A 16,521-nucleotide genomic window follows, 5' to 3' on the forward strand; every position below is an offset into this window, starting at 1 on the left:
ATTAATTTAGAAATAGCCTCAGTTTTCAAAACTCGGCAACATGGGCGAAAACAGTTTAAGAATCGCAGGGAGCAGAATCAGGGTGGTGATTCCGCTGACCAACATGATTCCAAAGAAAAAGGCACCCACTGTCACATAGGGAACCAACGGCGCGAAAAACAACGGGGAAAATCCGATTGAAATCACCAGCACATTTCGCCAGATTGCCTGGGCAGTTCCCTCAAACATTTCCTGAAAAGTCTGTTCCGCATTGTTCAGTTTCTCATTCGTCTGGCGTGCGTGCTGAATGAAATGAATCGCAAAATCCACAGACAATCCCAGCGTCAGACTGGAAAGTACCGCAATCGGTATGTCATAAAATTTTCCGGCAAATCCGATGGCGCCGTAAATCATTGTGATGGTGAGAGACAGTGGCAACATCGCTACGACCCCCCATTTGAAACTTCGGAACAGGAAAACCATCATCACAAAGACAATCACAAAGGAGCCAATGAGCGACATCGCCATACCAGTGACCATTTCATCCTGCCAGACCTTGTTGATGTAGGTCAGCCCAGCCCATTGTATTTCCATTGTGATCTTTTCTCCATTGGCGCCTTCATAAACTGGAACAGGATGAGTTTTCATGTAGTCAGCAAACTGATCAATCACAAACTGCATGTTCTGGTTGTCTCCTGTTTTGAATTGAATCCAGGCCTGGGCATGCAGGGAATCCCCGGGATTGATCAATTTCCACATGTCACTGCCTTTTTTCGGATCACCGGATTCAAACAGAAACATGTATTGTGAAACCTTTTCTCTTGTGTCTGGAAGACTGCTGTCGTTGAACGCCACCATGCCCACTTTTCGTAAAACATCGGCAATGGTTGTGATTCCACCGATCAGGGAATCGCCTTCCTCATTTTTCAGATTTCTCAGAAAATTGGCGGCTTGATCAATGTATTGGATTACTTCCGGATTCCGGATGGAGGGCCCTGAGGGTTTTTCCAAAGAATCCGCAAAGGCATTTGCCTCCATCGAAAAATCAGCAAACTCATCGGTTTCCATCCCCTTGTCGTTACCAAACGGATCCGAATCATTGGAGACCGCCGGTTCAGCTTTTTCTGATTTTACTTCAGGAAAACTGAAATACAGATTGGCCCAGTAGGTTCCGGCCAGTTTCTTGTTCATGATGCGATCGGCCTTACGAATCACATGGTCTTCCTTGAACCAGCGTACAGGATTGTCATTGATGATGATCTGCCTGATTCCGAAAATGGAGATAACCATGGTCACCAGGGCCGCCACAATGACCACATGCGGAGCTTGATTGGCAATCCCTTTGAACATATGAACCACTTCCATCACAACCGATTTTTTATCATCTTCAATGCGGCCAAACCCCATGATTGTTTTTTCAGAGAGCAGCATGCTGTATGCGGGAATAAAAACCATGGACAAAATCCAGGCTAACGCAACCCCAAACGCAATGGTCACGCCAAACACAACCACGGGTGGAATCCCGGTTGTTGCCAGTGACGCAAACCCGACAACGGTTGTCACGGAAGTAAACAGCATCGGGAGAAACAACTCGTCCATGACATGTCGAAGGGCATCCTTACGATCACTGTAACGGTTCATTTGATCATGCAGTGTGCTCAGGATGTGCACCGAATCCAGCACCGCAATCGGCATCAGAAATATGGGGATCATCGAACTCATGATGTGAATGCTCTGCCCGGAAAAAATGAGTGCGGCCATGGACCATGTAACCGTGAGCAGGGCCAATATCATAGGGGCGGCAATCAGGGCCAGATTTCTAAAAAAGAAATACAGCAGTATAAAGATCACCAGTCCCGCTCCCGGTGCATAAACCGCCATTTGAATGAACATCTCATTGCCGAACGTGTTTTCCGCGACAGGAAGTCCCGAGATGAAAAACCGATCATCGTCAGTGAAATGTTTGTTTGCGATGTCTTCAATTTTTTTGCTCAGGAAATAACTCCGATCTTTTTTCCCTTTTTCCAAGGGAATATAAATGCCGGCAATCGTCCCATCAGCCGCGGCAAGTTTGTTCATAAACAGTGGATTATTATTGAGCGCGGCCAGCAGTTGATCGGCCTCTTGCTGATTTTCAGGCGGGGTGTCCATCAACGGTTTCAACAACAATTCGCCGGACGCGTTCAAAATTATATCATCCACCGTAGACAGTGAAAACACATCCTCTTTCACAAACAATCGCAAATTTTTCGCGTCATCTTCCGGATGAACACTCAGGATATTTACCAGCTTCGAGAACCAATGATCCGGATCAGACCTTTCATCTTCAACCGTCAGGATTTCCCGGGTAACCGCATGGATACGGGCCAGACGTTCCGGGGTGAATACCGAAGAACCATCATGGCTCATCACACCCACCACAATCATATCGCGGGTATTGAATTCGTCCTTGATCTGGCTGTAGAGCGTGATGGCCGGGTTGTTCTGGTTCAGCATGTGAACCGGATCGGTATCGGTCTTGATGCTGGGTAACGCAAACAGGGAGACCAGAGTCAGCATGACACAAATCATGATAACCGTTTTTGGTCGTTCTATTCCAAACTCAATGATATTTTTTTTGAATGATTTCATGTTTTTTTTTTGATGACAGGGTTAATAATAAGAAATGAATATTCACATATTCATATATAGTTTCACCTAAATTACTTTAAAAAAATGATAGGTCCAGTTTAAAAATCAGTTTTTCGAATTTGATTCTGTTATTCCAGAACTATGTGATGTTTCTCAATCTCAAGGACAAAGCAAACGCAGGTATGACTGGGATACCTGAAAATTGGTATGGTAAGTACCCGACCAAAAATAATTAAACATTTTTTCTGGTTCCCTACCTCTGGTGCAAGGCTGTTAAGTTAAGCACTCTAAAGGTCCCGGCACCAATTCCCCCTTGGTTTAAGGGGGTTAGGGGGATGTTATTCTGAGCGTTAAATCCCCCATGCCCCCTTTGAAAAGGGGGATTTTCTCGCTCGTAATTTCTTAACTTAACAGTCGTGGACCTCTGGTGGGGAACCCTCCTTGTCCCACTTCCGGTGGCTTGCCAACAAGCCGTGGAAGAGCACCAGAGGTACATTATGGAATGGTTCCCGACGAGACGTCAGGAACCAGATTAATGTTAAAAAACTGTTGATCGGGTACTTATTTATTTTGATGTCCCAAAACAGGAATTTAACTCAACTTATCGGAGGTTCTCGTAAAGAACATGAAAAACTATTGATATTCGGGAATGAAAATGGCATTAGAATAACGAAATGCACGATTTAACGTGGATAAAATATTTCTGTATTCCTTTGAGCCTTTGATTGATGGACAACATATTTCACGCTGATCACCTGTTTCCGTATGCGATTCCACCGTTTTTGACGATGGTGACCGCCTTTTTTCTGGCATCCATCACGATTCAGGCTGGACGAGAGAAACGCGCAAATCAGTTATTCACCCTTTACTGTTTGCTTCAGGGACTGCTCTATCTTGATGTGATCCTGGAAACTCTGTGGATTTCCAAAGTGGCGGCGTTGACCTTCGGACGCGTCATTTTTATGTTTTATATCTTTATTGTTCCGGTAGGTGTTCACTTTGTTCATACCATTTTTGGGATAAAAGGGTCTTTGCGGATCATTCGCGGATTCTATGCGTTCAGTGCTATTTTTCTCATTATTGTTCCCACCTCCTATTTTTTCAGTGACTACCGGGATGTCTTTTATGGAAAGGTTCCGGTTCCTGGAATTGGGTTTCACCTATTCTCCTTATACGCGTTGGGTTCCATTATTTATAATGCAATAATTTTGTGGAAAGGATTCCGACAGACAACAGATTCTGAAAAAAAGCAGAAAATCCGCTATGTGACCTCCGGGATTTTGCTCAACGCGTTTTTAACCTTGTTCAATATTCTGCCGCTTTTAGACATTGAACTGTATCCCCTGGGAAACTTTGGTTTCATCCCTCTGGCCCTAATGGGCTACGGAATCCTTCAACATCAGTTTCTGGACACAACCAAAAGCTGGTTCTCCCAAACAGCGTTTACCAGATTGGTGGTGGGACTCATCTGGGCTCCTTTGGTACTCAGCCTTGTGTTCTGGTTTTTTGCACCCGCAGAGATGTTTCGTTCTAATGGTTATGAGCATTTTTTACACTACTCCATTCCTCCACTACTAACCGTATTGACCTGTTATGGTCTGGCAACCTTCTGTTTCACCTCAGGAGGCGCAAAACTGGAAAATCTGCTGTTTGGACTCATTTGCTGGCTGTGGGGGGGCGTGGCCATTGAATTATTGTTTACAGGCAATGTGCTGGATCAAAATATTGCTTTGTGGATCACCCGAATTGATCATTTTCATCTGGTCAATCAATTGGCGATTTCACTGCATTTAATTTACCGGATTGTCCATCGCCCCCAACGGAAACTGATTTATTTCTATTACGCTTTTGGCGTCTGTCTGATGTTTTTGACGCATACATCGTATTATTACCAGGATACGATGTATCTTTATTCCTGGGGGTTGTTCCCCAAAGCAAACTGGGCCCTTCTTGTATATGGAGTTTTTAGTGCTGTCGCAATGATCTGGGCGTTCTGGTTGTTGTTCCAGAAGATGCGGCATGAACAGGATGCGTTTCAAAAAAAACAAATCCTGTTTATTTTTATTGGAGTGGTGATTACGGCCACACTCAATATCGGAATGGTTCCCGCGACGTTGGGCATTGATTTCTATCCATTGGGCGGATTTTCATTTATTGCCATTGCAATAACAGCGTATGGGATTTTCTACCATGATGCGCTCAAGCTCAATCCCTATACAAAAAAACGGTTGGTTCGTAATATTTATAGAGGCACCATTTTTGCCGGTTATTTTCTCATGATTCCTGTGTCGCTATGGGCCTTACAGGGTTTGACAGGCGAACACCTCCTGAATCGAATCTGGCCCTATGGAATTCCACCGCTCCTCTCCCTCCTCGTCTGTATTTTTCTATCAAAAATTCTATTGGGAATGGCCAGCCACAATCAAAAAGAAATCTATGTGTTCAACCTTTTATGTCTGAGTTATGCGTTTTTGAATATGGATATCCTGTTGAATGGCATTGTCACAGATGTCTCCATAGGATTGCGACTCAATCGCTGGGATCATTTTCAATTGGCTTTTCTGGGAGGGTTCTCCATTCATTTACTCTATCGAATCACCCGCTATGAAAAGCTCCGATGGTTGATCCCAACCTGTTATGGCTTTGGGGCAATCATGGCTCCGCTGACCCAAACCACCTTTTACCTGCAAGACGAAATGTACACCTATTACTGGGGTTTTTTTGGCAAAAAAGCCGTACTTTTCGATGTCATGAGTCTGTTCTGGATGACTGTCATTGTTTACACCTGCCTGGTTTATTTCAGATATTATCAAAAAAGCCGTGACGCCTTCGAAAAACACCGTTTGTTCTATCTGTTCAATGGATTTCTCATTATCGGCTTGCTGTCACTGGGAAACATACCGGCGTTGAATGGCTATGAAATCTACCCTTTATGTAATTTCATCTTCATTCCCATGCTGTTCCTGGCTTACGGGATGCTGATTCACAACGTGAAAGAACTCACGCAACTGGTTCGGACCACCCTGTACAGGGCTGGATTGGCCGGCTTCATGATTCTCCTCACAGGCATATTTTGGCAGATTGATCTTTTCACAGAAAATTTTCAGGGCTATCTCTTGGGATTTATTTTCGGCGTACTCTGCCTGCTGGCCTTTGCCAAAAGCTGGAACATTATCTTGAGACTGTTTTTTATTGAGGAAAAAGAATCCCTGCAGAAAGCCTTCAACTTCATGATGGAATTGTTTTCACAAGCCACCCGTTTCAGGGAACTGTATCAGTTTGTCAGCTATTCATTGTTTCGCACTCTGTCCGCCCGTCGTTGTATTCTGTTGATTCAACATGCTCCGGATCAGGATTTTGAAGGCTGGTCCTATCAAAGCATGCAAGACACATTTTTTGAGAAGGCGCATCCCATTGAAAACAGTGAACTGCCCGTCTCCCTGAAGCTGGAAAATCAGGTAATCCAGTGGTTCAACACGTTAGGGCGTGGGGCCAGTCACGAAGAAATGATAGAGTGGGCACTCCTCAACGATGTTTCCTTTGAACCGGGAAATGCCTTGGTGTCCGCAGAGTGGATTCAACCCGTTTTTTTCGAAAATCGACTCAAAGGTTTGGTACTGCTCCATGAAAAAACAAACAACTCCGCTTATACCCATGAAGAAAAGGAATTCCTCTTTCAATTGGGGATGGCGTTGGGATCTTACATCCAGAGTCTGGAGCTGTTACAGGGACTGGAGACAAAAGTACAGGAGCGCACCAGTGAGATCCATCATCTCAATCAGGTGATTCAGGCCGTCAATTCCACGCTGGAACTGGACGAAATCATTTTAACCATCATGGGATTTCTGCAGGAAATCTTTGATTTTAATCAATTGGGAATCTTCATGGCGGATCCCTCTGGTCAGGAGTTGCTCCTTATCGAGTATTTTGGTGAGGATATTAATGAAGAGAACCTGAACATCGTGAAAAGCGTTTATCTTCCATTGAAAAGTAATGTAAGTTATGTGTGCGAACCGTTTTTGAACAATAGCCCCTATTATTTTTCTCCGGTTACAGAAGAACTGGTCCAATATTTCTTTCCGGCAGATAAACAAATTTATGATGCGAATCCTGTCCAGTCCTACCTTCTGTTTCCGCTGTTAAGGCAGAATCAACCGGTTGGAACGATTGTTTTTGCCAATAGCAAGACAGCTTTTCAATTGATGGAATCGGATATGGAACAAATTCAACGTTACGTATCCCAGGTTTCTTCTGCGTTAAACAATGCTCACCTCTCAGAAGAAACGCATAAAGCCCTCTTGAAAGCTCAAATCAAGGAACAGGAAATCACCCATATCAATCAGGTCGTTCAAACCGTGAATTCCACTCTGGATTTGTCACAGGTCATGCAATCGGTGATGGAGGCCTTGAAACAGGTGTTTCCGTTCGATCATATCGCGATCATGCTGGTTGATGAAGCTACCCAAACGATGAGATTCGAAAAGATCTATGGAACATCTTCTGACGAACTGGTTCTGAAGCTGAAACAATTGATCTTTCCTCTCGAGAATATCAATAGTTTTTATGTCAAAACAGTGGTGTATAACGATCTGAACTACATTCCCCGGATCACTCCTGAGTTAGCTGAATTGTTCTGCGAAAGTGATAAAAAAGCTTATGACATTAATCCAATAACCGCCATTTTAATGTATCCTCTGGAAGTTCAGGAGAATGTCATTGGAACACTTGGCTTTGCCAACTATCATGATTTTTTTGATTTGGAAGAAGATACGATCTATAAAATCCAGCGTTATGTCGCTCAGGTTGCGACTGCCATCCACAATGCCCAGGTCCATGATGAATTGAAAACAACGAGGGTTCAATTGGCAGAGTCAGAAAAAATCGCGGCAATGACTCTGACCTTTGAAAAATTTGTGCCTCAACAATTTCTGAGTCGTATTGCCAGAGAAGGGCTGGAAAAGATTGAGCTGGGCAAAGCTGAAAGCGCTTTTATCACCATCCTGTTTTCTGATATTCGCTCCTTCACCACCTTGTCAGAAACCCTGCCGCCACAGGAATTGATGAACTTCCTGAATGCCTATCTAAAACGGATGGCCAAACCAATCCATGCTCAAAAAGGTTATATTGACAAGTTCATTGGGGACGCGATCATGGCGCTCTTTGATCTTCCCGATGAAACCCACTCAGAAGAGGCCCTGCGGAGTGTTACTGCCGCGATTGACATGCATAAAGTTTTGCAACGTTACAATCGACACCGCCAGAAGGTTGGATATGCCCCTATCGAGATCGGGATCGGCATCCATAGTGGACCGGTCGTCATTGGAACTGTTGGCTCCTCAGACCGGATGGATTCAACCGTTTTGGGAGATACCGTCAATCTTGCGTCCAGACTGGAGAGCCTCACCAAACAATATGGAGTGAATATCCTGATCAGCAACGAAACCTTTGAGTTGATTCCCAATGAAGAAAATTTTCTTGTTCGGGAAATTGATTGGGTCAAAGTCAAAGGCAAAAAAGAACCAGTAGGGATATATGAAGTGTTTGATCATGTTCCCAAAGAAATTCAAGAACTCAAACGCAGGTCTGGAAAGTTGATCAAGAAAGGTCTCGTCAGAAGAATGTTCCGACAGTGGGATGCCGCAATTGAAGCGTTCCGGGAAGCTCTGCAAGTTTACCCGGAAGACAAAACCCCGAAAATCCACATAGAGCGTTGTCTGATGCTCCAGAATGCCGATCTTCCTGAAAATTGGGATGGGGCGGTGTCGCTGGATAGCAAATAATCTCTTTCTTCATCCATTTGTATGAGCTGATCCTTGTACAGTTCATGGAATAGATTTTAAGGCAAGAAACATCTGAATTGGCTCCGGACGATCTGCCAACTTTCCTTGTTTGACATCAATACGTTCAAACCCATAACGCGAATAGAACTCAACCGCCTCAGGTTTTGCATCAACGACAATTCCCACACAACCAAATTTTTGTCTCATTTCTTTAGCTAAATCAAATACCGTTTTCAATAACTGTAAACCAATCCCTTGCCCTTGAGAATGCTCACTTATGGCTAAACGTGCCAAGCGTAAAACTGGAAGGGGATATTGAGGCAATTTCTTCTTTTGTGGCTCTTTGAGGAATTCAATTTCTATGTGAGAGGCTGAAATGGTTGCATAACCTTTTATTTCCTGGTCCTCAACGGCTACATAAGTTGTTCCAACATGATGTCTAAATTGATTTTGCCCCGCATACAGTTTGAAGAAGCGATCGAGATCTGGATTGCCTGATTGAAAACGAGTTCTATCATCCATTGGACGTAAGGGCCGAATTTCAATCATTGCTGTATAGTGATTGCATTGATGGCGTCGGTGGAGGTGGGTTTTCCAGTTTATCCACAATATATTCTCCTGAATCTTTGGATACGACAATTTTGGGAGGTATAATCACACCAAAAGGGATCTCATTCAATGCTTGTAGATAATGTAGAATGGCACTCTCAACAAAGAAACCTTTTTTCACACCGTGGTTTTGAATATAAGTTTCTAAAAGAGCTTGGGTCTCTGATGATATATGTGCTGTAATTTGTGGACTGATTGTTTTCATATTACCCTCCTGTAGAGAATTCTACAAAAATGTAGATCGTTCTAAATCATCTGTCAAGAATAACACCTGCAAACCAGGGTTGTTTAATTTTCAGTTTGGCATGGTGGGTAGGTTGGGTAGAACGAAGTGAAACCCAACAAAACTCGATGGGTTTCGCAAAGGCTCTACCTATTACGCATCCTTTTTTGGAAAATTAAACGACCCTGCCTGCAAACAACACATCGGGATTGATAAAACGGAAGGTCTGGTTCCCCACCACCCAAGAAGGTCGGGAACCAGAGTTTTGGCGGAAATTGTTATTTTTTAACTGGCGGCATACAATCGGGGTCCTTGAATTTGAACAGGTTGACGCTCCTGTTGTTCCAGATCGAGCAGGCATTTTTCCAGGGTCAGTCCCACCAGTGTTTCGTTTTTGATCATGGCAATATGCGGCCAGGTGGCCCGTTCGCCTTCCAGAAGTGCGGCTCTGAATTCCTGTACGTCGGGATTGGCAAACAATCTCAAATATTTCTTCACTCCAAGCTTGGGGAAAATATTGATATCGCCCTGATATTGCTGATCCAGCACACTGTTGAGCATTCCCAGCATGGAAAGTCGATTGCCATATTTGGGTGCGCCAAATAGTTTCAACAACTGCAAGCCACGGTGTTTGGCCTCAGACTTAAACAGATCGCGCATGTTCCAGCGGATGTCCTTGGTGTGCCAGCGTTGTTCCATGAAGGGCGTGATGTGTGGATTGACCTGACTGACAATGTAATGATTCACATTGAATAACTCACTGAGACGTTTGATCGGAATGTCATTGGTCACACTGCCATCAACCCACCGAACGCCTTTCATGTGTGTCACATATTCGCCATGAATGTTCTTGGCGGTCAGTTCAACCGGTGCGAACACGCCGGGAACAGTGCAGGACGCCAGACAGGCGCTCCAGATCAGCACATGCGGTGTGGTCAGATAATTGGCCAACCGGGGATGCTGACTCTGATAGAGTGGAGAGATGCTGATATTGATCATGCGCCCGGTTCTCTCAAAGGCTTCTTCAAACGTATATTCCCCAATGGTATCTCTCAGAAAGTTTTCCAGAGCTTTGGAACTTAAAATTCCTTTGCCCTGCGCGATTTCAGCCCAGGGTAAACGCTGAAAAATATTTTTTGCCAGCATTTGCTCAGGTTCCCGATGCAATGTCCACATTTCCTCTTCGGTCTTCACACCAAACACGGAGGTCATGATGGACCCCGCACTGGAACCGGAGATCACACGCGGCAATAAGCCTTGTTCAAACAGCGCCCGAAAAACACCCACATGGAACATCCCCATCGTGCTGCCACCACTGAGCAACAGTGCTGAACGTCCATAGCCCTGGTAACTCTGACGAAAAAATTTAAGTTTATCTTTCAAGGAAAACTGTTTGAGATCTTCTTCGGCGAGGTACTTGAGCAACGTAGAAACTTCATGAATGTAGTCATCAATCAGATATTTTGTACCAACCCTGGCGTGGTTATACAACACAGGATTCGCGATGTTGCCGATGTTGCGTTTGAGTCCTTCCCGAAGACTGTACACAAGTTGGGGGATGTCCTTGGCTTTGTAGCAGGCACGCAGGTGGTTGAGACGCTTCAGAATCAGTTTGTAGAGATAATCCGGTGATTCATTTTCAACTTTCCATGCTTCATGCCCCTTAAGCCAGTCATATTCCACAGCGGTGGTGTACCAGGATTGATAATCTGTGGATTGAGCCATGGCCTGCTTCAGTTCTACCGCATTACGTCTTTGCATAAGTCCCCCTGAAATTTGTTTTGCTCGATGTCCTGCTTGACAAGCAGTTTATGGAAAAGCTATGAATTTTTATACAACTTATTTGTTCGTCAGATAGTTTCGGTGCTATCTGCGAAAAAACACAAACCCATTTCCTCTTAACCCCGGAATGTCGCTTTTTGGAGAGCCTGTAATGGAATCAATGCTAAGATTTGACCGGGTTTTCCCCTATGCCATGCCACCGCTACTCACCATCCTCGCCTGTCTGTTTCTTGCGTTACTAACAATAAAATCAGGAAGAAACAATCGGGAAAATAAATTATTCACGCTCCTCAGCCTGATGCTGTTGCTCTACAATGTGAATTTTCTACTTTACATTCTCATGACCTCTCAGTCTGACACCGTGAATGTGACGCGCTGGAGTTTTGTGTTTTTTGTCTTTTCCCTGCCAGTCAGCATCCAGTTCATTCATCAGATGCTTGGACTTCACAACCGGAAGTGGATCGAGTGGGGATTGTATGGGTTTTGTTTTGTCTCACTTCCATGGATCACGCTCACAGATTTTTATTTCACGGAAGGTTTTGAGTATTATTTCGGGATGTATCCACGCGCGAATACAGGGTTATATCTGTTTGCGGTGCTGAGTGTTCTCGGGGGGAGCTATTACCTGTTTCTGCTTGGAAAAAACTGGCGGGCTGAAACAGATCCCAATCTTCGGCGGAAAATGCTCTACATCCTGATTGGATTTCCAGGCGGGTGGCTGATGATCGGTTTCAACATGATTCCCTATTCAGGCATCGAACTTTATCCGCCAGGCGCGTTTGCGTTCATCCCACTGTCACTCATGGTCTATGGCGTACTGCGTCACGCGTTGCTGGATACCAGTGAATCCTTCCTCAAAAAAGGCTATCTGGGAAAATGGCTGTCGTATGTGACCTTGCTTCCGTTACTGGCCGCGGGTTTATTTCTGGAAATGTCAGAATCCCTCAGCATTACCGAAGACCAATCCCTTGTTGAAGTGCTCTGGCCGTTTGGATTTCCACCACTCCTGTCAGCCATCGTCTGTCTCGGACTCGCCGCATGGTGCCTGAGAAAAGGAATCCGGCAACTGAACACCATTCTGCTGGGCATCATCTGCCTGCTGTGGGGCTTGCTCAGCTTCAGTCGAGTCCTGATTTTTCTGGTTTCTGTCGGCAGTCCCGCGTTGCAATACCAGATTGCGAACACCGCGCATTTCTTTTTTGTGAATCAGTTGGGTGTCTATCTGCATTTTATCCACAGAGTCAGCCATCGCCCTGAACGCAAACTTGTTATTTTTTACTATATCTGCGGCACGATCCTGATGTTTCTTCCTCAGGCCAATTTATATTTCAACTCAACGCTCTACCACTATTATTACGGGGTGTATCTCAGTGGTAGCTGGGGCTTTGCCACCGTGGGACTGCTCGGTTTTTTCGGGTTGCTCCGGGGAGGCTATCTGCTGTTGTCCGCTCAACAAAAGGAAACAAATCCGCGAAAAAAGCGGAATCTGCATTATTTGTTCATCGGTTTGATTCTGACCGGGATTCTGAATCTGTTTACTGTTCCCGCGTTGCAGGGGATTGAGTTTTATCCGCTGGGAGATTTCACCTTCATTCCGATTGGAATTCTGGCCTATGGGATTCTGGTGCATGATGTCCTGCACATCAATGTTTCTTCCAAAAAAAGATTTTCGTTTGTGCTGGTAAAATTTCTGGTGATCGCAATCAATGCCGGAGTTTTCATGGCAGGGTCATGGGCTTTGCAGGATTACTCATGGGCTCAGATCACCAGCAGACTTGGCTGGAGCAGTTTGCCACAATCGTTGTCCTGGCTCTCTTGCCTGTTTCTGTCATGGCTCTCACTCAGGATGGCACAAAATCAGAAAGCCGCGCAATTATTCAGTCTGCTGTGCTGTTTGTTCGGATTGATCAATGCTGATATTTTTTTAAACAGCATCATTGATGATCCGGCCATCGGTTTAAGACTGACCCGCTGGGATCAACCGCTGTTTGTGTTTGTCATGGCCCTGATTCCACACATGACCTATCTGATCACCAAAAAAGAAACCGGCTGGCGTCTGGTGTATCTGGCCTACGGAGTGTGTATTGTGTACATTCCGATCACACAGACCGATTATTATTTCAGAACCATGCAGATGCATTTCTGGGGAATGTTTCCCCGAAACGGATTTTTCTTTGATGTCTTTGCACTGCTCATCGTTCTTTCCGCATCCTATTCCGCATATCTGCTTTCAGTGACCTGGCGTGAAACCCGGAATCCGATCTTCAAAAACACAGTGAAGCATCTGCTGCTGGGGTTTATGGGCATTGCTGTGCTGACTCTGGGGGATATGCCCGCAATTTATGGCTATGACGTCTACCCGATTGGCAGTTTCAGTTTCATTCCCTTGACTGTTTTGGCGTATGGGCTGTTCAAACACAGTCTGAAAGAACTGGTTCAAAACCTCAGAGGCGTTTTATTTTGGGGGGTCGTAGGGCTGGCGATGGGATTTTTACTGTTTTTCACACGTGAACTGTTCGATTTTCTTCCTGCGCAACTGGCACTCATGGCGGTCACTGTGACTGCGCTCATGACCTTTCCGATCCTTACTAAAAGTTGGCAAACCGTGCTGGACTTGTTTATCTGCAATCAGGCTGAAGAACTCCGTCAATTGTTTTACTCGCTGACAGAAAACCTTTCACACGTGCATCGCCTCCAGGAAATTCATCAGCAAATCAGCGGCGCACTCATGGAAAATCTGAAGTGCAGCCGCAGCGAAATTTTATTTTATTCCAGGGAAGACAAAAAACTGATGGGTTGGCAACGCTGGAACAAACATTCCCCGGTTTTTGAAGATAAAATTCAGGAAAACATTGAAGATAAAACAGCCTTCATGGAACCGTATTATCCATTCCTGTCCATCTTCAATGTAGAAAACACACTGATCGCACTGGAGGATATGGAAAGTTGGGTGCTTGAACAGCATCTTCCGCCAACTGTGACTGAAAAAATACTCAATACCGAATTGACCCTTGCCGTTTTTTTTCAGGATCGTCTGACCGCGCTCATTCTGCTTGACCAGAAAATCAACGGCATCCCCTACAGTCGGAATGATAAGGTTTTTCTGCAACAACTGGGGCTGGTACTGGGACCGCACATTGAACACGCCAAACTCTTGCAGGGACTGGAACGTCAGGTCGCGCAACGGACAAGAGATCTCACACGTTCCAATGAAATCGCGGGCAACCAGAACAGGATCTTTCAGTCACTGCTTCAAACCAGTGCGACCATGCACCAGATGAATGAACTGGAAGAATTTTTTCAATACACGCTCAATCAGCTTCGTCAATTATTCACGGATTCCGGGTTTGCCATTATCCTGCATGGAGAACGTCCGGAAATTGTGGAAATGGCTACGTTTGACGGAATTGAGGAACTTGAGCAGGATTATCTGTTGCAACATGCGGGAAGACTACTGGGTGATGACCGCCATGAATTTATACAGACAATGCGGAGTTCTCATGCGGCCTCTGCCGCGGAACGTATCCGTGATCTGACTCACGGACATCACTGGACACTTCTGCCCCTCAGGGGTCGTGAACAGAACCTGAGCGGGAATCTGATTGTCAAAGGCCCTCAATTGGACAACGGCTCCCTGCGAACCATCACGCTGTTTCTGGAACAGGTCACAGCCGTGGCAGAAAACAAGATTCTCACCCGACAGTTGGAAAAAATTGCCAACACCGACGGTCTTACCGGTGTTTATAATCGTCTGTATTTTGATAGAGAGATGAACCGGTTGATCCAACAGAACCGGCAGTTTTCCAATATTCATTTTTCAGTCATACTCATTGACGTCAATGGTTTGAAACGGGTGAATGACGTGTATGGGCATCAGGATGGGGATGCCATGATTGTGACCGTTGCTGATTTACTCGTTCAGGTCTGCCGGAAATCAGATATCGTGGTTCGTCTGGGAGGCGATGAATTTGTGGTGGTCTGCCCCGCATCCGGCTATGAACAGGTGCAAATCCTGGTTGAGCGAATCCGTGAAGCTGAACAGCAGAGCACACTGACCTGCAAAAACGCGGAAGGACATGAGGATATCATTCCCATCCGCATGAGTCTGGGCGTTGCCTGCACAGAGGACACCCCTGCTGATGCCGTCCTGAAAAAAGCCGATCAACGGATGTATGCTGATAAAGAAGCCTTTTATGCCAAGCAAAACCGCTATCGTTGACAATCGGGCCGTTTCATCGGTCAATCCCGTTACCTCACAAAAATATCGAAGCAACCATTGCCTTTGGAATGAATTTTCCATATAAACTCATTTTGTTCTAAAAAAATTGGGTAAGCGTTCAGTTTTCAGTATTCAGCTTTCAGTGTTTATGCGCTTCAGAAGCATTAGGACTCAATAGCAGAAACTATCGTTTGGCTTCCAAGCCTTTAGAATTCTTGAAAACTGATAGCTGACGGCTGAACGCTTACAAAATTGGTTACGGCCATCTGGATGTTTAATTTTGTTATATTGATGAACCCCTGATTAGGAAAAAAAGATGAAGAGATCACATTTATTCAAACACATACTCCCAATCGTATTGCTGGCCATGTTCGTGTCAGGCTGTTATTCAGAAGCTGATTACAAAGCCAAAGAAGCTGAGGCTCTGCAATATCAGCAAACCGCCGAAGACGCGCTGAAAGAAGTCAATGCCTTCCGAATCAGGATAAAATCACTGGAAACGCAACTGAAAGAGGCTTCGGAAGCCAGTGATAGCATGGGAAAACTCAAGGAAACAATCGCCAGTCTTGAGAATCAGAACATTCAATTGCAAACGCAACTGAAAGAATTATCTGATTCAGAAAATCAGTTGAAAACAGGCAATATCGAACTTAAAAATAAAAATCAGTCCTTGTCTGAGGAACTGACAAAACTCAAAAAAGCGGCACCCTCAGAACAGTCTAGTGCAGAACTGGATTCACTGACCAGTGAACTCACCAAACATCAACTCAAGATTTCGAGACAATCCAACCGTCTCGTGGTTCATTTGGAAGACAACGTGTTATTCCAGGTGGGTAACGCACAACTGAGCGATTCAGGAAAGACCGTTCTGAGTCAGATCGGAAAAAGTCTAAAACTTTTGAAAAAACGGTCGATTCAGATTGAAGGGCACTCAGACACACTCCGTCTGCTGAAAGAAGAAGTCAAAAAGCAGTACAAAAGCAATCTGGACCTGTCCCTGGCTCGAGCCTCCAATGTGGCGCATTATCTGATAAAAGAAGCACAAGTTCCCTCACAGCAGATTTCAGTTGCGGGTTTCGGATCATCCCAACCGGTGGCGTCAAACCGTACCGCAAAAGGCCGACAAAAGAACCGGCGCGTGGAACTCATCATTGTGATTCCTGAGTCCAGTAAAAAAATCATGTAGGAATAGAGGCTCCCTTCAGAAACGGTGAGAAGTGGTCGACCGTTTGAATGTGCCATCCCGACAGAGCGAGTGACGAGGGATCTTAAAGCGTAGTGTTCAAGATCTCTCCTTC

At 45.1% G+C, this 16,521-nt stretch carries 7 protein-coding genes; 3 read left to right on the forward strand and 4 right to left on the reverse strand.

Annotated elements, in window-relative coordinates:
• Nucleotides 1-18: 18 nt before the first annotated feature.
• Nucleotides 19-2,610 (reverse strand): MMPL family transporter, encoded by a 2,592-nt coding sequence (locus HQM11_03495; GenBank protein ID MBF0350065.1) that lies wholly within the window; start codon nucleotides 2,608-2,610, stop codon nucleotides 19-21.
• Nucleotides 2,611-3,338: 728 nt separating this feature from the next.
• On the opposite strand from HQM11_03495, the gene HQM11_03500 reads away from it, so the two are divergent.
• Complete coding sequence (locus tag HQM11_03500; protein MBF0350066.1) at nucleotides 3,339-8,390, forward strand: hypothetical protein; 5,052 nt, start codon at nucleotides 3,339-3,341, stop codon at nucleotides 8,388-8,390.
• A gap of 42 nt (nucleotides 8,391-8,432) precedes the next feature.
• Here the strand turns inward: HQM11_03500 and HQM11_03505 are convergent, their stop codons facing one another.
• From HQM11_03505 to HQM11_03515, 3 genes are all read right to left on the reverse strand, one after another.
• On the reverse strand, nucleotides 8,433-8,939 hold the full coding sequence (locus HQM11_03505; GenBank protein MBF0350067.1) for a GNAT family N-acetyltransferase: 507 nt from the start codon (nucleotides 8,937-8,939) through the stop codon (nucleotides 8,433-8,435).
• On the reverse strand, nucleotides 8,932-9,204 hold the full coding sequence (locus HQM11_03510; GenBank protein MBF0350068.1) for a hypothetical protein: 273 nt from the start codon (nucleotides 9,202-9,204) through the stop codon (nucleotides 8,932-8,934). The genes HQM11_03505 and HQM11_03510 overlap by 8 nt, the downstream gene beginning before the upstream one ends.
• A gap of 303 nt (nucleotides 9,205-9,507) precedes the next feature.
• On the reverse strand, nucleotides 9,508-10,983 hold the full coding sequence (locus HQM11_03515) for a DUF3336 domain-containing protein (GenBank protein ID MBF0350069.1): 1,476 nt from the start codon (nucleotides 10,981-10,983) through the stop codon (nucleotides 9,508-9,510).
• Nucleotides 10,984-11,155: 172 nt separating this feature from the next.
• Here HQM11_03515 and HQM11_03520 point away from each other — a divergent pair, with 172 nt between their 5' ends.
• Nucleotides 11,156-15,223, forward strand: a complete 4,068-nt coding sequence (locus HQM11_03520; protein MBF0350070.1) for a diguanylate cyclase — start codon at nucleotides 11,156-11,158, stop codon at nucleotides 15,221-15,223.
• 316 nt (nucleotides 15,224-15,539) lie between these two features.
• Nucleotides 15,540-16,409, forward strand: coding sequence for an OmpA family protein (locus HQM11_03525; GenBank protein ID MBF0350071.1), 870 nt, complete (start codon nucleotides 15,540-15,542; stop codon nucleotides 16,407-16,409).
• The last annotated feature ends 112 nt before the right edge of the window (nucleotides 16,410-16,521 follow it).

The sequence above is a fragment of the SAR324 cluster bacterium genome (assembly GCA_015232315.1).
Classification (GTDB): domain Bacteria; phylum SAR324; class SAR324; order SAR324; family NAC60-12; genus JADFZZ01.